This window comes from Rothia sp. P7208, from assembly GCF_048512915.1.
Classification (GTDB): Bacteria; Actinomycetota; Actinomycetes; order Actinomycetales; family Micrococcaceae; genus Rothia.
The window spans coordinates 1-18580 of the sequence record NZ_JBLXXW010000008.1; the positions used below are offsets into that span (position 1 = coordinate 1).

General features: G+C 46.5%; 17 protein-coding genes, 1 tRNA gene and 1 rRNA gene. 16 read left to right on the forward strand and 3 right to left on the reverse strand.

Annotated features, from left to right (window positions below; translation table 11 throughout):
* Positions 1–51 precede the first annotated feature (51 nt).
* The 3 genes from rrf to ACN084_RS07240 all read left to right on the forward strand — a co-directional run bounded on the left by rrf (position 52) and on the right by ACN084_RS07240 (position 1512).
* Positions 52–168, forward strand: a 5S ribosomal RNA gene (gene rrf / locus ACN084_RS07230).
* A gap of 199 nt (positions 169–367) precedes the next feature.
* Positions 368–1255: a DsbA family protein gene (locus ACN084_RS07235; protein WP_419102426.1), complete on the forward strand. Its 888-nt coding sequence runs from the start codon at positions 368–370 to the stop codon at positions 1253–1255.
* A gap of 180 nt (positions 1256–1435) precedes the next feature.
* Positions 1436–1512: transfer RNA gene (locus ACN084_RS07240), tRNA-Thr, on the forward strand.
* A gap of 131 nt (positions 1513–1643) precedes the next feature.
* Here ACN084_RS07240 and ACN084_RS07245 read toward each other — a convergent pair.
* Positions 1644–3275, reverse strand: a complete 1632-nt coding sequence (locus tag ACN084_RS07245) for an ABC-F family ATP-binding cassette domain-containing protein (RefSeq protein ID WP_419106400.1) — start codon at positions 3273–3275, stop codon at positions 1644–1646.
* 464 nt (positions 3276–3739) lie between these two features.
* On the opposite strand from ACN084_RS07245, the gene ACN084_RS07250 reads away from it, so the two are divergent.
* The 11 genes from ACN084_RS07250 to ACN084_RS07300 all read left to right on the forward strand — a co-directional run bounded on the left by ACN084_RS07250 (position 3740) and on the right by ACN084_RS07300 (position 13105).
* Positions 3740–4087 carry a hypothetical protein gene (locus ACN084_RS07250; protein WP_419106401.1) on the forward strand — a complete coding sequence of 116 codons (348 nt, stop codon included), beginning with the start codon at positions 3740–3742 and terminating at the stop codon, positions 4085–4087.
* Between the two features lie 475 nt (positions 4088–4562).
* On the forward strand, positions 4563–5624 hold the full coding sequence (locus ACN084_RS07255; protein ID WP_419102423.1) for a zinc-dependent alcohol dehydrogenase family protein: 1062 nt from the start codon (positions 4563–4565) through the stop codon (positions 5622–5624).
* 617 nt (positions 5625–6241) lie between these two features.
* Positions 6242–6478: a 50S ribosomal protein L28 gene (rpmB, locus tag ACN084_RS07260; protein WP_419102422.1), complete on the forward strand. Its 237-nt coding sequence runs from the start codon at positions 6242–6244 to the stop codon at positions 6476–6478.
* A 2-nt stretch (positions 6479–6480) separates the two neighbouring features.
* Positions 6481–6651, forward strand: a complete 171-nt coding sequence (gene rpmG, locus ACN084_RS07265; protein ID WP_145175751.1) for a 50S ribosomal protein L33 — start codon at positions 6481–6483, stop codon at positions 6649–6651.
* Positions 6652–6654: 3 nt separating this feature from the next.
* Complete coding sequence (gene rpsN, locus ACN084_RS07270) at positions 6655–6960, forward strand: 30S ribosomal protein S14 (protein WP_419102421.1); 306 nt, start codon at positions 6655–6657, stop codon at positions 6958–6960.
* A gap of 71 nt (positions 6961–7031) precedes the next feature.
* A complete protein-coding gene (locus ACN084_RS07275; RefSeq protein WP_419102420.1) occupies positions 7032–7319 on the forward strand; it encodes an HU family DNA-binding protein in 288 nt (95 codons plus the stop codon).
* Positions 7320–7477: 158 nt separating this feature from the next.
* Positions 7478–8116, forward strand: a complete 639-nt coding sequence (locus tag ACN084_RS07280) for a hypothetical protein (protein WP_419106402.1) — start codon at positions 7478–7480, stop codon at positions 8114–8116.
* A 23-nt stretch (positions 8117–8139) separates the two neighbouring features.
* On the forward strand, positions 8140–8721 hold the full coding sequence (locus ACN084_RS07285; RefSeq protein WP_419106403.1) for a copper resistance CopC family protein: 582 nt from the start codon (positions 8140–8142) through the stop codon (positions 8719–8721).
* 66 nt (positions 8722–8787) lie between these two features.
* Positions 8788–9507, forward strand: coding sequence for a copper chaperone PCu(A)C (locus ACN084_RS07290; protein WP_419106404.1), 720 nt, complete (start codon positions 8788–8790; stop codon positions 9505–9507).
* 59 nt (positions 9508–9566) lie between these two features.
* Entirely contained in the window at positions 9567–10877 is a 1311-nt protein-coding gene (locus tag ACN084_RS07295; protein WP_419106405.1) for a Dyp-type peroxidase, read from the forward strand.
* A 41-nt stretch (positions 10878–10918) separates the two neighbouring features.
* Positions 10919–13105 carry a cytochrome c oxidase assembly protein gene (locus ACN084_RS07300; protein WP_419106406.1) on the forward strand — a complete coding sequence of 729 codons (2187 nt, stop codon included), beginning with the start codon at positions 10919–10921 and terminating at the stop codon, positions 13103–13105.
* A gap of 3 nt (positions 13106–13108) precedes the next feature.
* On the opposite strand, the gene ACN084_RS07305 is transcribed toward ACN084_RS07300, so the two are convergent.
* Positions 13109–14509 (reverse strand): amino acid permease, encoded by a 1401-nt coding sequence (locus tag ACN084_RS07305; RefSeq protein ID WP_419106407.1) that lies wholly within the window; start codon positions 14507–14509, stop codon positions 13109–13111.
* Positions 14510–14781: 272 nt separating this feature from the next.
* Between ACN084_RS07305 and ACN084_RS07310 the strand changes: the two genes are divergently transcribed.
* Positions 14782–16707 (forward strand): NHL domain-containing thioredoxin family protein, encoded by a 1926-nt coding sequence (locus ACN084_RS07310; protein WP_419106408.1) that lies wholly within the window; start codon positions 14782–14784, stop codon positions 16705–16707.
* 63 nt (positions 16708–16770) lie between these two features.
* Here the strand turns inward: ACN084_RS07310 and ACN084_RS07315 are convergent, their stop codons facing one another.
* On the reverse strand, positions 16771–17757 hold the full coding sequence (locus ACN084_RS07315; protein WP_419106409.1) for a hypothetical protein: 987 nt from the start codon (positions 17755–17757) through the stop codon (positions 16771–16773).
* 97 nt (positions 17758–17854) lie between these two features.
* On the opposite strand from ACN084_RS07315, the gene ACN084_RS07320 reads away from it, so the two are divergent.
* Positions 17855–18550, forward strand: coding sequence for a hypothetical protein (locus ACN084_RS07320; protein ID WP_419102411.1), 696 nt, complete (start codon positions 17855–17857; stop codon positions 18548–18550).
* Positions 18551–18580 lie beyond the last annotated feature (30 nt).

The window sequence follows — 18580 nt, forward strand, 5'->3', positions numbered from 1 at the left end:
ACGACTAACCTCCAAGTGAGGTTTCAGGCAACGTAAACTTTGTTGTAAGTTTACGGTGGCTATAGCAAGAGGGAAACGCCCGGTTCCATCCCGAACCCGGAAGCTAAGACTCTTTGCGCCGATGGTACTGCACTGGGGACGGTGTGGGAGAGTAGGTCGCCGCCGGTTTTTATCGGGATATTGAGGGGCTTTCACAATTATGTGAAAGCCCCTCTTTTTTATTTAACAACAAGTCCATGAATTTTACGACTTGGTACTCCTGTGGAAAGAATGACAGTTTTCTATAAAAGCCTCTATAACGTTTATTCTTGGGAGATAACTCAGCTAGGCTATTATCCGTAAAATACTATGAAAGAGAGTATCTCTAGTGTCTAAAGAAGATTCTAAAAACTCTGTTGATCCACGCGAACGTGCTCGCCAGATCGCTGCTAAGCAAGCAAAGCTTGGTGCACGTTCTAATAAGCGTTGGATGCAAGCAACCATCGCTTTGGTTGTTGTTGCGATTATCGCTATTGTGGCAACAATCTTTATCACAACGAAGAAAAACACCATTGAGGATGCAGGTCCTGTACCAGAATCAGCTAATAAATATGGTGGTATTGTTCTGACTGCTGACGGTATTGAGAAAGGGGCTTCTGATGAGCCTACACGCGATATCAAGAGCCTTTATAGTGCAACAGCATCGCATCAAGCGACAGAAGGAGCAAAAGAAACACCTTTGCCTCTAGGCGTACAGACTCCTGAGGAAGCTGCACACAACGGGAAACCCGTACGTGTAACGATCTTCCAAGATTATAACTGTGTTCACTGCGCTGAATTTGAAAAAGCTTATGGTGATGAAATAGAAAAACTGGTTAAAGAGGGAAAGATTACTCTTGAAATTCGTAATCTAACTTTCCTTGATGGGGAGTATGCTGGTCAGTATTCTGCTCGTACAGCTGCTGCAGCTTATGCTGTTGCAAATCAGGTTTCACCAGAGAAATTCTTGGAATATCAGAAAGAGATTTTCTCGCATCAGGGTAAAGTCATGAAGAATGCTGAGATTATTGATATCGCTAAAAAATATGGTGCTGATATCAAGGACGATATGGATAACAATAAATGGCGTTCTCTTGTGAATGTTGTGACACCTGAGTCTTCTAATAACGGTGTTTCTGGTACTCCTACGGTTTATGCTGACGGACAACAGTACACTTCTAATGACTTCACAACATGGATTAACGGCATTATTGAAGCTAAACAGAAGTCTGAGTAGTCTCTAACCTTCTAAGACGTTATAGCCGTTTGTAGAGCTTTAAAAAGCGTTTCGCTCATGAGTCTTTTTAGGCATGTGAGCGAAACGCTTTTTTGTGATGTGTTTCCTGTCTTTTAGGTCTTGCTGAAGATGCATATTATCTAAAGTTCAGGTACACTAGTTGAGTGCCTTAGCGCATATGCCTCCTTAGCTCAGCTGGCCAGAGCACCTGTCTTGTAAACAGGGGGTCACCGGTTCGAATCCGGTAGGGGGCTCCACTTATGAGTGCAAACGGTAATACGTTGTTCTAGGAATAAAATTATCTGGGCACTTGTTTTTTCAAAATTTTTGAGAAAACAAGTGCCCATTTTTTATGTACCCGGTTCACTGGTATGGCATAGGATAAGTTTCAGCCCCTGAAGCTACTTCTGTCTTTAAGATGAATTTGTCGTCCGTGCCAGTGGTTGATAAGCCAACGATCGTGACTTGCGATAATGAGTGTTCCCTTCCACATTCTCAGAGCCTTTTCGAGTGCTTGCATGGTGTCTAAATCAAGGTAGTTAGTCGGTTCATCCATTATCAGTATTGAGGGATTCTGCGCTAGTACGATAGCGAGTTGAGCACGTCGTTGATTTCCCGCAGATAAGTCTGGAATGGGCGTGGCCCACATAGAAGGGTGCAGAATTCCTTGACCTAGCTCACCGACACCCTGTTGCCAAAGTCTATTGTTAAATCCGGTATCTCCTTCACTCGGGAGGTTTTGGGGAACAATGCCAATCGAATCATCACGTGAAACTGAGCCGTTTGTTTCTGCTCCTATGGGTGGGTTTCCTGTTGCAATCCAGTTAAGTAACGTGCTTTTACCGGTGCCGTTTCTTCCGGTGATAAGGAGGTGTTCTCCCGCCGATAAATCCATGTCTATTGGTAGAAGTCGGTTAACAATGGATGCCTGCCTAACGGAAACAACAATCCCCGAGCTTGGCTGACCTTGGTATGGAGGGAACTGTAACTTGTAGCTACGAGGTTTGTGGACTTCTTCCTCTTTTAGACGGTTCAACCGAACTTCGTCGCTTCTCATGCGATTAGATGATGTTGCTGAAGCCCTATCAGCAAAAAACTTTTTAGCTACCCCGGTTGCAGTATTGAGGCGAGTTCCACCGCGAGCAATTTTCATACTTTCGTGACGGTGCTCTTGAAGTTTGCGTTTTTGGGACTGCTGAGACGAATGGATTTGTGCATGTTTTTCTTGAGCAGTTTTCTTCGCGGTGAGGTAATCCGAATAGTTCCCTCGACTGCGGAAAAGACCGCTGGAATTATTTTCTCCCCGTGCTTTAGCTAACTCGCTCCATACTGCAATGTCAGTGTCATAAATGATGGTTGCTGTCTCTTCGATAAAAGCCCGATCATGACTTGATACAAGTACAGGACCATCCCACTGACGAGTGGTATCTGAGAGGAAGCTAACTGCGTCTGCATCTAAATGGTTCGTTGGCTCATCGAGAATAAGGGCGTTGGGACGAAGGACGAGTAACGCCGCTAACCGTAATCGAGCGAGTTGCCCAGGAGAGAGCGTATTGAGGCTACGTTCCATTAGGGATGCACCGACTATGTTTAGTCCAAGACCAGTGAGAGTCTCTGCTAGCCGAGAGTCTAATGACCATACATCTCGTGCAGTCATTTCAGCAAGAACATGGTCGTATTCGGTTTCTAATGTACTGTCACCTTCAGATAACGAAGCCAATATCTGATTAAAACGTGCCGATAAATCTCTGATGGGTGCAAATGCGGTATCAAAGTAGTCGTTGACTTGACCTACGAAATGATTGGGGTCGGGCACAAAATGTTGTGATGGGGTGGGGACTACCTGCCCTGAAGTAGGTGATAATTCTCCAGAAGCGACTTTAAGTAGTGTTGTCTTTCCGCTGCCATTGGGGCCAATAATAAATACTCGTTCGCTTTCAGCAACGTGAAGATTTACGCGATTAAGTATTTGGCGAGATCCGTAAGAAAATGAGACGGTGTTAAGAGTAATAGAGGGCATAGTAATCTCCGTGACGTAGAAAAATTGAGGTTACGTCTCAGCGGGGCTGAGTGGAAATTACATCTTCATTTCTATTATGCACTCCTTGAAAAATGATGCTACAAGTAGGCATCGAACGTATGCCATTATAGGTGGAACTCGCATTGAATACACCCCAATGAAGTACTCAGAGATTATCTATGATAGTTATGTTTGGGCAGTTCACCTCAATCTTTGTTGTGTTAAATAGCTTTGATGTGCACCTCAAGTATTTATTGAAAAAATAAGATGAATAATCCTTGTGTATTTTCTTGTGTACATCCTTGGTAATGTGGTTCTACCTGGTTCTACCTGGTTCTACCTGCTTCTACCTGGTTCTGAGGGCTATATGAAAATATCTATGCTTATCGGTGCTCGATCGATAAAAATGGTATGTGTATGGTTATTCCGACGAATAGGCTGATATAAGGGGAGGAGAAAATACAATGTTCACGACAACAGGCGGTAATAAAGCTTTGACCGTTGTTTTACTGGTTGTGCTGATGCTTTGGTCTACGTATTTGGCGAGTTTTCATGCTCCTCATTCTATTGTTGCTGCCGTTTCTTTTGTCTTTCTGCTGGTGCTCTATCTTTATTGGGTTTTGAGAGAACGAATTTTCCTAACGGTTAAGACTCTTCTGCCTCTTTATTGCGTGGTAGGAGCTTCTATGCTGTTCAGGTGTAGCGGGGAGAGTAATAGCGTTCTGGTCCTCATCGCAGATGCTCTAGCTATTATTGCGCTTGTATCCGTATCTTTGCTTCTGTATAAGGAATCTTCTCGCCGTCATTCATAATTTTGGGTGTTATTTTTGGGCTAGAATCGCTACTCGTAGAATACCTAGATAGTTTAAATCTTGGGGCTTTCTTACTGTTGATTTTTGTTGAAAAGCCAATATTAATTGTATTAATGTCATGACTTTAATACTTTTCAATAAAGGTTATTTTCACCTCTTATAAATGAGGGTTTTAGGGGCTTATTTACCTTAAGTTTTTATGCGACACACCGAGGTTTTCTTGTATGTTTCTATGAAACAGCTTGAGTTAAGGTATAAAAATTTTTTTATAGATTTTTATTTTTGCATAAAAAGTTTTCCCATGTGAAAGTATTGTTTTTATGGCTTGGCGACAATATGTAACTTAGTGGGAAAAAAGTAAGTACGAGTTAGTATTGTGTGGCGTAACACAGGGGGCTATCCTTATGTGTAGATGGAAAACGCCCGAGTACCATCACGGGCAACACACTAGACATTTATTGGAGGAGTAGACCTTATGAAGGCACTCGTTTACCACGGTCCCGGCAAGCGTAACTGGGAAGAAGTACCAAACCCCACCATCTTGGAGCCAACCGACGTTATTGCTCGTGTTGACACCACCACTATTTGCGGTACCGACCTCCACATTCTTAAAGGCGATGTTCCTGAAGTTGAAGAGGGTCGTATTCTTGGACACGAAGCTATTGGTACCATTACCGAGGTTGGCGAAGCCGTAACCGACCTTAAAGTTGGCGACCGCATCATCATTCCTGCTGTTACTAACTGTGGTAAGTGCTCCTACTGTAAGGCAAATCAGCCAGCACACTGCCAGACTGTTGGTGGCGTTGGCTGGATTTTTGGTTACATGATTGACGGTACTCAGGCTGAGTACGTTCGTGTTCCTTACGCAGAAACTTCTGTGCACCTCGTACCTGAGGGTCTAGACGACGAAGACGTTCTCTTCCTTACTGACGCTCTACCTACCGGTTTCGAGATTGGTATTCTCAACGGTAACACCAAGCCTGGTGACACTGTTGCAGTTATCGGTGCAGGCCCCGTCGGTCTCGGCGCAATTATGACCGCAAACCTCTGCGGTGCAGGTCGTGTCATCACCGTTGACATGGACGAGAACCGTATGGATAAAGCTCTCGAGCTCGGTGCAACCGATAAGGTTAACGCATCTGATCCTGACGCAATCGAAAAGATTAAGGCTCTCTCTAACGATGGCCTTGGTGTGGACGTTGCAATTGAGGCAGTTGGTATCCCTGCAACCTTCCAGACTTGCATGGACATCGTTCGCCCCTTCGGTTCTATCGCAAACGCTGGTGTTCACGGTAAGCCTGTGGAGCTTCCTATCAATAAGATGTGGATTTCTAACGTCTCCATCAATATGGGTCTCGTAAGCTGCAACACTGTTGGTAACCTCTTGAACATGGTGAAGTCAGGCCGCCTCAACGCTCGCGCAATGGCAACCCACCACTTCACCTTCGATGAATTCGAAGAAGCATACGAGCTTTTTGCAAACGCTGCTAAGCACGACGCTGTAAAGGTTGTTATCTCCCGTGAGAAGAAAGCATAACTAGCTTCTTGCGTTCTACGCTGAAACCTTTAACGGTTGGATAAAAAAGGTGTGTTGCCTCAATCTTTTTTGGGGTAACACACCTTTTTTGTGTGTAGGAACAATGTGCATGAAAAAATTAAGCCGTTAATCTCACACTGTAAATTTCATGCATGTAATTTATCGGGCTTGAGTGCTGTTTTGAGAGGTAGAAATAATGGATAAAATAATCTTAAAACAGTTTTGACAAGCAAAAATGTGAAGTTGTGGTAGACTTATGTATGGCTTGAAGGCGCACTTGCTGTCATTTTTTGAGGCTCAAGTACTCCGATGAAGCGCTGAGTTTCTAGGAATCTTGCACTCTTAAAGGTGGTTTTAGGTTGCATAAAAGCCAGTATTTACATAGTATTTAAGGCTGTCGCATTGGTGGCAACACCTCTCGACACCTTGAACTATTCACCGTTATTCCGCGGCGGGGATTTAGCTTGTTTTCTCACCCAAGCTGAGTCTCATACACTCCAGCCCGGCGAATAACCCGGTGCTCTACCTTGGTGACGGGACGCTCATACAACTTGCACTTGTGCTAAGTATGTACCGCCTGCGCACCGTCATTACGTCAACAAATGGAGGAGAAAACTATGGCAGCAAACTGCCAGGTGACCGGAGCTGTTCCCGGCTTTGGACACAGCATTTCCCACTCGCATCGTCGCAACAAGCGTCGTTTCGATCCGAACATTCAGAAGAAGCGTTACTGGGTGCCTTCACTGCGCCGCAACGTAACCCTCAACGTGTCCGCTAAGGGCATCAAAGTTATTGATGCTCGTGGTATTGATGCTGTTGTTGCAGAAATGATTGCACGCGGGGAGAAGATTTAATTATGGCTTCAAAGACCAAGGACGTACGTCCTATTATCAAGCTTAAGTCCACTGCGGGTACCGGATACACCTACGTAACCCGCAAAAACCGTCGTAACAACCCCGACCGTATGACCCTTAAGAAATACGATCCCGTTGTTCGTAAGCACGTAGAATTCCGAGAGGAGCGATAAGACATGGCTAAGAAGTCCAAAATCGCTCGTAACGAACAGCGCAAAGAAATCGTTGCACGTTACGCAGAAAAGCGCCTAGCGCTCAAAAAGACCCTAGTCGACGAAAACGCTACTCCAGAAGAGCGCGAAGCTGCTCGTCTCGGATTGCAGAAGCTTCCTCGTAACGCTTCTCCAGTACGTGTTCGTAACCGTGACCAGATTGACGGTCGCCCCCGTGGCACTTTCCAAAAATTTGGCATTTCTCGCGTCCGTTTCCGTGAAATGGCACACCGCGGCGAATTGCCCGGTATCACCAAGTCAAGCTGGTAAGGTTTGGCTAGTAACGATTTAGCTACTGAAGCTAATCGCTAGATAAACATAAAGTCTCAGGAGGGGCAACTATGGCTAAGAACCGCAGCGAACTCGTCGCAGAGGTTGCAGAGAAAGCTGGCACCAGCCAGGCAGCTGTAAACGGTGTGCTAGACGCACTATTCCAGGTATTTGAGAAATCTGTCGCCAAAGGCGAAAAGATTACCATTCCTGGTTGGATGGCTATTGAGCGCACTGACCGCGCTGCACGCACCGGTCGCAACCCACAGACCGGGGAAACTATTCAGATTCCTGCTGGTCATGGTGTTAAGCTGACCGCTGGTTCCAAGCTGAAGGCAGCAGTCTCCAACAAGAAATAAAAACTTGTCAAAGACTTACAGAAGAGGTTGTTTCATCGAAAGATGAAGCAACCTCTTCTGTATATCTACGGTGTATAGATGTTTCAGTAACCTCAAGAGGACGAAACCTCAGATACACTAGAAAAAGTATTGGATACACAGGAGAGGAGCCACAACGGATGATACACACATCCCTCGACCGCTCGTCTTCTGAACGTACTGAACAACTACTGCGTGCATGGTGTACCGCACTAACCTCCACCTCAGTAGGAGCCCTTGCCCACGGTATTGCAGGAGGCGGTCTGCCTCACCCCATTATCTGGCTTCTCTGCACCGCACTGACAGCATTAGCCTGTTTACCGTTTAGTACGTATCGCATATCAAAGTATCTCTTAGCCGGAGCAATACTCCTTGGACAAGGATTATTGCATCTCATGCTTGCATATAGCGGGACGTCACTGACCGATACACACAGCCATCATCATGGAGCTCAACGGCTCAACTTTAGCTTGCATTTAGAGACTACTACTCACCACGCGCATCATGGGAATATGCCGCTGATGGTGCTTTTTCACATCGGTGCGGCAGCAATAACTTTTGGCATGTTCTGCTATGGACAAGAAACGATTCGTCGTTGTCTCAACGCCCTAAGCCTTCGCCTGACAGAACTGTTCTGGACTCTACCGGTACACATTCACCTTCCCCGAACATACCGTGTGCCAATCTACTTTTTTGAGCAGACGCTCCATACCCTGCTACTTCTTCTTACACAGCCTCGACGAGGCCCACCTCTATTGCGTTGTTCTTTCCATAACTAAACAACACAATAGAAGGAATATATATGAAGACAGCACCATCTCGTGCACTCCATAAAACACTAATCTCTGCTCTATACGCACTATTAGTGTTAGGTTTGAGCGCCTTAGCCATAACTCCAGCTCAAGCCCATGACCAACTTATTTCTACGGTTCCTGCCGATGGAGAAACCCTTAACCAGCTACCTGACAAAATCACCCTCAAATATAGTGGGAATATTTTAGATGTCGATGGAGCTAACCAAGTACGAGTAACAACCTCGACGGGGGAATCTATCGCTAGCGAATCTCCAGAAATTTCAGGAAAAGATGTCTCGACGACACTTTCAGGAGACAAAAAAGCTAACGAAACATACACCGTTACGTGGCGAGTAGTTTCTGAAGATGGACATCCCATTCAAGGAAAATATGAGTTCGTCGTCGGTGAAGGTGCACCGAAAACATCGGCTACAGAGGCAACAGCAACTCACGAAGTTTCAGCCGAAAAACAGGATGCGCCAGAAACCTCTTTGATCGAGAAAAATAAAGGCATTATCTTTTCTCTTGCAACATTAGCTACGGTAGTCGCCGTTATCGTTCTCCTTCTTAAGAAGCGACGTTCTTCTTAACTCATCTTCTCTATCGTCCAAACGTTCCTAAAAGCGTTTTATTATATTTTTTTTTGAGGAATACTCATGTTTAAGATTTCTACACCCAAAACTACTGTCCTATTGAGCTCTGTCGCTATTGGTGCGCTTGTCCTTACGGGCTGCGGAGCACAAGATACCTCAAACCATCATTCTCAAAGCTCGGCTACTCCCACATCTTCTGCAGATGCTAGCAGTACTGCTACGACACCTACAGAAACTACAACGAATGCCTCTGCGCAAAGTAGTGCACTGGTCTTTTCTGATACTTGGGTTAAAGCTACAAAAGGTGGTATGACCGCGTTCTTCGGGAAAGTAAAAAATACGACGGATAAACCCATCACCATTGTTTCTGCGACGAGCTCTATCTCTGATGATACGCAACTGCATACTACAGAGAAGGACCCCGCTACCGGCTCAACGATGATGAAACAAGTGACAAGTTTTACCATCAACCCCGGAGAAGATTTTGTCTTTGAACCAGGCGGAAACCACATTATGGCAGTGGGAATGAAATGTTCCCTACCTGCAGGACTTCGTGCAAATGTCACCCTCAAAACCGAAGACGGTCAAGAGTTTGGTTTTGAAGCAGTCGCTCGCGACTACTCTGGAGCAAAAGAAGAGTATGCTCCTAGCAAGGAACATACTCCCGCAGAAGGTGAACACTCCCACGAACAGGGAGACTCCCACGAAGGAATGCACCATATGGACGGCATGTCTGAGGATGGAGATAACTCCCAGGGAATGCTGCCACAATGTGCACAATAATATCCACTACATCTAAGACGATGACAGCGTCTTAGAAAACCTCCACCTTGAGGAAACCGATGAGTGATTCTGAGCAGACCCCCGCACACATTTCTGACAAAGAAACAAGACCAGCACCAACACGTAGACACCTCGTCGCAGGTGCCCTCGGTGCCGGTATAGGAGCTCTTGCAACAGAAACAATCCATAGGATGTCCTCCGAAACCCACCAAGAGACAGCAAAAAAACAACAAGCTGCACCTCTTCAGGAATCGAGAACATCCTTTTACGGGGCACGGCAAGTTGGAATAGACACACCAGCACCAGCAATTGGGCATTTTATCGCTATCGACTTAAACGACGACACCGACGCCCAACAGCTAAGCCGTCTGCTCAGAATCCTCACCGATGACGCCGCGCAACTAACTCAAGGACACGCCCCAATCGTTGACCAAGAACCAGAACTCGCAGAAACTCCAGCGTCACTAACCATCACTTTTGGATTCGGCGAAAAAATCTTCGAGATAGCAAACCCCCGCCAAAAACCACCATGGCTCAAACCACTACCACCCTTCGCACAAATCGACCAGCTACAAGAACGCTGGAGTGACGGCGACCTCCTCATTCAAATCTGTGCCGACGACAGAATGACCGTCGCCCACGCGCAACGAATGCTACTCAAAGACACCCGAACTTTTGGAACTATCCGATGGGTACAAGAAGGATTCCGCCATGCGTACGGATCCCAAAAACCCGGGCAGACCATGCGAAACCTCTTTGGGCAAGTCGACGGAACCGTCAACCCCACAACATCAGATAACAGCATGGAACAAGTCGTATGGGGAAAACACCCTAAGACCCCCGCATGGGAAGAGAACGGAACCTCTATCGTCATCCGACGTATCCATATGAACCTAGACACCTGGGACGAAGCAGACAGAATTGCACGTGAAGACGCCGTTGGCAGAAAGCTAAGCAACGGAGCACCTCTTACCGGAGAAAAAGAATACGACATACCCGACCTCTCGGCAACAGACCACCTCGGATTTAACGTCATCGCACCCTACGCACACATACGTAGAGCAAGCCCACAAGAACCCCAAGAACGTATCCTCCGACGAGGATACAACTACGACCTTCCTGTAACAGACGCATCAGGCTTTTCACGACATGGAGAAACTACCGGAGGCATCTCCCAAAGCGGACTAATCTTCGCCTCATACCAGAGTGACCCCACACAACAATTCGTTCCCATCCAAAAACGCTTAGCACAACTCGACATGCTGAACACCTGGACGGTACCCATCGGATCAGCAGTATTTGCGATTCCCGCCGGATGCCAAGAAAATGGATTTATCGGAGAAAACCTCTTCAAACCCTCCCAGCCATAACAAACCCACACATCACACCACAACACAGGAACAACCAGCACATGGCGCAGAGACGACTTACGCAACAAAAAACACCTCAAGAGAAGACCCCACACCTTATCAAGGCACTCTCTTACGGGGGAATAAACCGCCAATGGATTTGGTCTTTTCCCATATCAGCGCTGCTACTACTTATCCTGTCATTACTTGTCACCGGCGAAAGCAACGCAACTGCTCTTATCGATGCTGGAGCCTTTGTTCGTTGGGGACTACCTATCGTTGAAGTACTTCACAACTTCGCCATGATGGCAACAATGGGCGCTCTTATCTTTGCTATAGGCATCATCCCACGATTTACAGACTCCACTCTGAACGTAAAGACCTACCGAAAAAACTCCACCCAATGTCAAAAACAAAGAGCAGAATACCCTCCCTTCACTTCACTGCTTAACTTCGCCTCAGCACTATCAGTCACTTGGACACTCACCGCTATAGCAGTGCTAGTGCTTACCTACTCCGACATCTCAGGAAGACCACTAACCTCTGCAAGCTCTTACGCATCAGAACTCATCAGCTATATCACCGATATTGACGCAGGAAAAGAACAAGCTACAACAGTCATTGTTGCAGCCACTGTCTCAACGCTCATCTTCGCAGTACGTTCACTACTAGGATTACTTATCACCTGGGGTATTTCACTAATAGCCATTGTCGATATGGCATTAGGCGGACACTCTTCTGGAGGTGCAGACCATATGGGAGCAGTCAATTCCCTCGGACTCCACCTTTTAGGAGCCATCAGCTGGTGCGGAGGGTTAATTGCGTTCGCCTACATCTCCCAGCAAATTAGCACACCAGAAGCGGGCACCGGCACCACTGTAGAACAAGACCGAGGTACTAATACTACTCTGAACCGTCGTGCGCCAATGGCAATTGTGGTCCTCAGAAGGTACTCTGCAGTAGCACTCTTCGGCTTTATTCTTATTCTTCTATCGGGAATTATTAACGCTGCTGTGCGTATGAATAATATTTCTGAACTATTCACCACGGCCTATGGCAATATAATTTTCACAAAATTTATTCTGACCATGATGCTAGGTGTCATAGGCGCAGCCCACCGACTTTACCTCATACCTGCTATGTCTCGGGGGAAGATTCGCCCCCTTATCGGTATCTGGCGTGCAATTATTGCTGAAATTATAATTATGGGTGGAGCTAGCGGACTAGCCGTATCACTCTCTCGAACAGCCCCACCCGTTCCAGAAACTCTTGCAACAGACGCCCCACCTGTACGCATTATCACCTGGTACGACATGCCACCAGAACCCTCTCTCACCCACTGGGTTACACAATGGCGCTTTGACTGGTTATGGGTATTCCTCATCTGCTGTGCAGGATACTTTTACCTATGGGCCTACTATCGTGTCAAAAAAGCTGGTGGAACATGGCCAATCATGCGAACCGTCTCATGGATAGTTGGACTCTTCGCACTGAACTACATCACATCCGGTGCCCTAGCCATTTATGGGCGAGTACTCTTCTCCGCACACATGGTAGAACACATGTCGCTGACCATGATTGTTCCCATTTTTCTCGTCCTCGGAGCACCTATCACACTCGTCTTGAAAGCTTTAGAACCTCGTCAAGATGGAACACGAGGCCCACGAGAATGGATTTTGAGGATTATTCACTCTCGATGGTCCAAAATCGTTACAAATCCCATTTTTGCAGCCGTAAACTTCGCCGGATCTATTGTCATCGTCTACTTCACACCATTACTCAATTTCGTGCTCTCCTACCACGTAGGTCACGAGTTGATGATTATCCATTTCTTAATGACCGGATACATTTTCTCTCTCGTGCTCATCGGCATCGACCCTATTCCGTATCGTCCTGCCTACCCCATGCGGCTTATCCTCCTCATCGCAACGTTGGGATACCATGCATTTGTTGGTATTGCCATGATGAATATGGAAACACTACTTGCTGCATCCTGGTTCGGAAACCTCGGAAGAGAATGGGGACTATCCGCCATCGACGACCAAAAACTTGGTGGATCCCTGATGTGGGGGATAGGTGAATTGCCTACCATGCTCATCGCTGTAGCTGTCGGTATTCAATGGGCAGCATCCGATAAAAAAGTCGCCAAACGACTAGACCGCCAAGCTGATCGAGACGGCGACGCAGAGCTCAAAGCCTACAACGAAATGTTCGAAAAACTCAATGAAGAAAACTCAACATTAAAATAACAGCTAACGAGGTATACGAACAGAACGCACCCATCCAAAGAACACCACAACACCCGCCACACCAGTAGAGATAAGAACCTCATAACGGTGCTCTACACTCGCACCCATGAACAGCAAAAGAGCAACTAACACGACAATAAGCGCCCAGTTAAGATAGGGGAAAGCCCACATCTTAAGCACTTCTGTATGAGCCGTCACATCAACACCCTCTGCCAAAAGAATACGGCGAGAACGAAGATGAGACACCGCAATAAAAAGCCACACAAAAATACCAGTAGCGCCGGTCGTATTCACCAAAAAACTAAAAACAGCATCCGGCATAAAATAATTCAAAAGAACTGAAGCAATACCAATACAGGACGAGAAAATAACTGCAGTCCACGGGCTACCCACAGAAGAAACCCCACTAAAAAATCTCGGAGCGTCCCCACGCGAAGCCATCGCAAAAAGCATACGAGAAGAGCTGTATAGGGAAGCATTCAAACATGATATAAGAGCCGTAAGAACCACAATATTCATTGCAACTGCAGCATACGGAACACCAAAACTCTCAAAAACCGTCACAAAAGGTGAAACGCCCGCGACAATAGACGTCCACGGAACAACACACAACGTCACCGCAACAGCACCAATATAAAAAATAAGAATACGCAGCAATACCGCATTTACAGCCTTTACCACAGACTCCCGAGGATGCGTTGACTCACCAGCGGCGATGGTAACAATCTCAGCGCCAAACATCGAAAAAATCACGGCAAGAAGCGCACTAAAAACAGCACCCACACCATGCGGGAAAAACCCACCATGACCAATCAACTGAAAAAGGCCCGCAGAAGAATGAGGGATAACACCAACAAGTGCCAACACACCCAGCACAATTAACAGCCCTAAAGCAAAAACCTTAACAGAAGAAAACCAAAACTCAGATTCCCCATAAACACGAACTGATACAAGGTTCAAAAGCATCAACACGAGAACAAGAACGCCAGCAACAGCCCACTGCTCAAAAGCCGGAAACCACCCAGAAATAATCGTGGCAGCAGCCGTCGCCTCAATCGCAACCGTAACAGCCCAAAACCACCAATACAACCATCCCACGGTAAAACCGGCCCAAGCACCAATAAAACGATGAGCATACGCAGAAAAAGAACCAGTCTGCGGAGAAGCTGAAGACAACTCACCCAACATACGCATCACCAGAGTCAAAATCACTCCGGCTAAAATATAAGAAAGAATCACGGCAGGGCCAGCAACCGTAATAGCAGTAGAAGACGCCACCAAAAGACCTGCACCAATAGCCCCTCCCAACGCAATCATCGAAAGATGACGAGGACTCAACGCCTTCGTCAACGAACGGTCAGAATGGGAAGCTAACTCCATAGAACTCTCACCATCATGAGACATAGCGAAACTGCTACTTTCTACTAAAACGCAAATGCAAACACAAACCCGCACATAAAACCATCAGGAAAGCGTTTTTACCGCTACATAGACTACTCCGACAAGGGGAAATAACAAAAATAAAAGAGAACAGAGCGTATATGACACAACATCACAAAATATGACGGTCTATAACAAGCACTATCTCAAACAAAGAAATACTTTCAGACAAAAATGCATCCTAAGATAGTGTAAACACACCAATGACCCCATATCGATACGAAAGACTACCTCTAATGAACAATACAATACGCTCACACAAGGTACGCGCTAGCGAATTAACCGGACGCGGATGGCTCAACACCGGAGGCAAAGACATCAACTTACAAAGCCTCCGCGGGAAAATTGTCATTCTCGATTTCTGGACACTGTGTTGTATCAACTGCCTCCACGTCCTCGATGAGCTACGTCCCCTTGAAGAACAGTACGGCGACGTCCTCGTCACTATCGGCGTGCACTCCCCAAAATTTGAACACGAAGCAGATCCTAAAGCCCTCGAAGCAGCTATCGACCGATACGACATCACACACCCCGTCCTCGACGACCCAAAACTAAGCACCTGGCAATCCTATACCGCACGAGCCTGGCCCACACTCGTCGTTATTGACCCCGAAGGATACATCGTGGCGCACCTCTCCGGGGAAGGACACGTTCAAGGGCTCACCTCACTCGTCGAAGAACTCATCCAAGAACACAAAGAATCCGGTACTTTACGCTACGGCGACAGCCCCTACGTCCCACGTCCCAAACCACAAGGCATCCTAGCCTTCCCCGGAAAAGCTATCGAACTACCCGCCGAATACTCCGAGGAAAACACCACCACCTACCTTGTCACCGACAGCGCACGCCACCGACTCGTACAACTCAACCCCGACCTCGAAACACCGCAACGCACCATCGGAACAACACAACGAGGATGGAAAGACGGAAACAGCGATGAAGCACTCTTCAACGAACCACAAGGCCTATGCCTCGTACCTGAAGAACTCCGCGAAACACTCGGATACGACATCCTCATCGCAGACACCGTCAACCACCGTATCCGCGCCCTCAACTGGAAAACCCAACGCATCACAACCATCGCTGGTAACGGCGTACAACGCCTCATCGACGGCGAAAAAGCACGCTCAAAAGACCACAACCACATCCCAGAAAACCTCAACCCAACCGACGTTGCACTCTCCTCACCCTGGGACATCACATGGTCACACCAAGCACAAGAATTCATCATCGCCATGGCCGGAACACAACAACTCTTCAGCTACAACCCACACACCAATAAAATCCGTGTATTCGCCGGAACAGGAGCTGAAGGACTCAAAGACGGAACAGCACAAGAAAGCTGGTTCGCCCAACCCTCCGGACTAGCAGAAGACTATCAAGGCAACATCTGGGTTGCAGACTCAGAAACCTCCGCACTTCGTCTCATCCGCTTCGAAAACAACACCCCACACATAGAAACAGCCATAGGCGTTGGACTTTTCGACTTCGGATACGTTGACGGACACAGCACCACATCACGACTACAACACCCCCTCGGGCTCACCGCCCTACCCGACGGATCAATAGCTATCGCTGACACCTACAATGGTGCCATCCGCCGATACCAACCCGAAACACAAGAAGTAACAACGCTCATCCGCGACCTAGACGAACCCTCAGACGTCCTCATAGAACATACAGACACCGGCGCTCGCCTGATCGTAGTAGAAGCTAACGCACACCAACTCATCCGCATCAATATCCCTGAAAATACACAAAAAATTGATGAAGGATCATCACAAACAGCACGCCCAGCGACCTCCCTCAAAGGGGAGAGCCTGCAACTGGTAGCCCGTTTTAGTGCGCCAACGGGACAAAAACTTGATTACCGTTGGGGAGACCCCACCCAATTACAGGTATCTTCGACGCCTGAAGAATTCATCCTTTCAGGAGCCGGAACATCCCAAGGACTACAACGTTCGTTAACTCTCAACCCACAAATTAGTAATGCGGTACTACATATTACTGCTCGAGCTGCTGCTTGTGATGGGGAAGAAGGACAAGAAATTCCTGAACACGCAGCTTGTCACCTCTACCAACAAGACTGGGGTATTCCTGTAGTAGTTGATGGAGTTGGAGAAGAAATATTAACTCTTGACTTACGAGGTATAAACTCCTAAGAAAAAGGTTTTAGGCACATCATTGTCTTGATGTACCTAAAACCTTTTTTATAAAATCTAGAACTAAAAACGAGGTCGCACAACTACTTCATGGTCTGATACATCTAAATCAGCAGAAAAAGTAAAAGGAACATCTTCTTTTACTTTGTGCTGTTGACCCGTATAAAGATTAAGCTCGGTAAACGAAATTTGAGCTATTCCTGAAGATGAAGGCAACACCCACCGCCCCTCATCATTAATAACGGCCTTAGTCGTAGGGTATTTCTGAATAGTCCATGAGACATTTCCTTGAACACGTCCCGTAAAATCATATTCAAAAGGACAATTTACGGGAAATAGAGAATTATTTGACGCACACTCATTCAAATCTGCTGAAACCTGTGACGTAATAGAATTCTGGGCGTTCTCACTCGGTACAAGACGTAAAACTACTGTTGTTTCATGAGGGTCATTCCCCCTGATAAGAACTTTTTGCTGCTCAGCAGAATACAGAGACGATTCATACGTTATAGAAAAAACACCAGGGTAAAGAACCGCGAAATTCTGAGATGCTGAATCAATACCCACCTTCACCCCATTAATACTTGCACTGTGCACTGCTGGTGCTTGCAATCTAATAATAGGAAGAGTTTGAGGGTCGATATGCCATTGGTCAAAGACGCCCCAATGAGAGCCCACCTTTGTGAGATGAAAACTACTGCGATATGTTGAACCATCAACAACGTACTCGACATCTACCTGTGCTTTAGAACCCCCATCAGTAATAGCACTACCAATAATTGAAAAATTTTTAATCTCTGATACAGAATTTTTTAATGCTTTACCATCAAGTAAGGTCCCATCAGCATCAGGAACATGAGCATCAAGAATACCCAAAGCATGGTCTCCTTTGCCACGTTCAAGAGCCTGAAAATACTGATGTACTTGCCCTTCTGGTGCGTACACTAACCGGTTAATAAGGGTCAAAGAAATCAATGCCAGAGCTATTGCACAGAACATTCCAATAACCCAAAAAGCTAAGATACGATCAACAGAAGAACGAAAACGCATACCACTAATGTAGCCCAGAAAATCAGTGTGAGAGAACTCAGCAAAGAACACAGAAAAAGAAGCGCCTGTGTAGAGAAGAAACTAATAAGATGAACCTATGGCAGAACATATCCATCAGGTCCCTGAAAAATACGGCGAAATTCTTGCAACCTATCATCCGCGTATCAGTTCATACCATCGCCGACTGATAGCAGCAGTTCCTCCATCACTTGTCATTATTGCTATCGGTCTACTACTTGCGCGTCGGCGCCTTGCCCTGCCTTACACCGTTATTCTTGTGTTTGTTGTCTTAGCCGCAGCGCTGTCCGTGTACTCATTTCTGAAACCAACTATTGCAGTGCGCACGAAAACACATTTTCTGATGGGGCGAACCTTCGGGTGGAGAACCATTGAGCTCAACGAAATTCACCAAACAATTTTTGCTGAACGTCTCATCGGAAAAAAATCGGTGCACAAAGCCCAAAAAGGTCTTAAAAGTTTAGGGCACCGTGGAGTACCAGCACTCTGGGCTACTAACGCACAGAAAAAAAGAATCTTCCGCATGGACGGAAGAATCTGGGACAAAAAAACGATGAAAAAGATTAGTGGCGATATCTCACCGCAAACCGTGATGTACCCGAACATCAACGTTTTGCAGATGAATAAACAACACCCCGGTCTTGTGAGCTTTAACGAATTACACCCCCAGTGGCGTTCCACCTTAGCCATTATCGTGTATTTATTGCTGCTGTCTCTCGTCGTTTCTGCAAACTTTCTGCCCACAGAAGTTCTTGAAGAGATACATCTTCTCTAAAAGAAACGAAGACTTACCCATAAAAATGAT

What these genes read in the sequence shown, in the direction of transcription:
- ACN084_RS07245 (WP_419106400.1), bottom strand. Translation starts at nt 3,275, where the DNA reads ATGCCCTCTATTACTCTTAACACCGTCTCATTTTCTTACGGATCTCGC.
- ACN084_RS07250 (WP_419106401.1), top strand. Translation starts at nt 3,740, where the DNA reads ATGTTCACGACAACAGGCGGTAATAAAGCTTTGACCGTTGTTTTACTG.
- ACN084_RS07255 (WP_419102423.1), top strand. Translation starts at nt 4,563, where the DNA reads ATGAAGGCACTCGTTTACCACGGTCCCGGCAAGCGTAACTGGGAAGAA.
- rpmB (WP_419102422.1), top strand. Translation starts at nt 6,242, where the DNA reads ATGGCAGCAAACTGCCAGGTGACCGGAGCTGTTCCCGGCTTTGGACAC.
- rpmG (WP_145175751.1), top strand. Translation starts at nt 6,481, where the DNA reads ATGGCTTCAAAGACCAAGGACGTACGTCCTATTATCAAGCTTAAGTCC.
- rpsN (WP_419102421.1), top strand. Translation starts at nt 6,655, where the DNA reads ATGGCTAAGAAGTCCAAAATCGCTCGTAACGAACAGCGCAAAGAAATC.
- ACN084_RS07275 (WP_419102420.1), top strand. Translation starts at nt 7,032, where the DNA reads ATGGCTAAGAACCGCAGCGAACTCGTCGCAGAGGTTGCAGAGAAAGCT.
- ACN084_RS07280 (WP_419106402.1), top strand. Translation starts at nt 7,478, where the DNA reads ATGATACACACATCCCTCGACCGCTCGTCTTCTGAACGTACTGAACAA.
- ACN084_RS07285 (WP_419106403.1), top strand. Translation starts at nt 8,140, where the DNA reads ATGAAGACAGCACCATCTCGTGCACTCCATAAAACACTAATCTCTGCT.
- ACN084_RS07290 (WP_419106404.1), top strand. Translation starts at nt 8,788, where the DNA reads ATGTTTAAGATTTCTACACCCAAAACTACTGTCCTATTGAGCTCTGTC.
- ACN084_RS07295 (WP_419106405.1), top strand. Translation starts at nt 9,567, where the DNA reads ATGAGTGATTCTGAGCAGACCCCCGCACACATTTCTGACAAAGAAACA.
- ACN084_RS07300 (WP_419106406.1), top strand. Translation starts at nt 10,919, where the DNA reads ATGGCGCAGAGACGACTTACGCAACAAAAAACACCTCAAGAGAAGACC.
- ACN084_RS07305 (WP_419106407.1), bottom strand. Translation starts at nt 14,509, where the DNA reads ATGTCTCATGATGGTGAGAGTTCTATGGAGTTAGCTTCCCATTCTGAC.
- ACN084_RS07310 (WP_419106408.1), top strand. Translation starts at nt 14,782, where the DNA reads ATGAACAATACAATACGCTCACACAAGGTACGCGCTAGCGAATTAACC.
- ACN084_RS07315 (WP_419106409.1), bottom strand. Translation starts at nt 17,757, where the DNA reads ATGCGTTTTCGTTCTTCTGTTGATCGTATCTTAGCTTTTTGGGTTATT.
- ACN084_RS07320 (WP_419102411.1), top strand. Translation starts at nt 17,855, where the DNA reads ATGGCAGAACATATCCATCAGGTCCCTGAAAAATACGGCGAAATTCTT.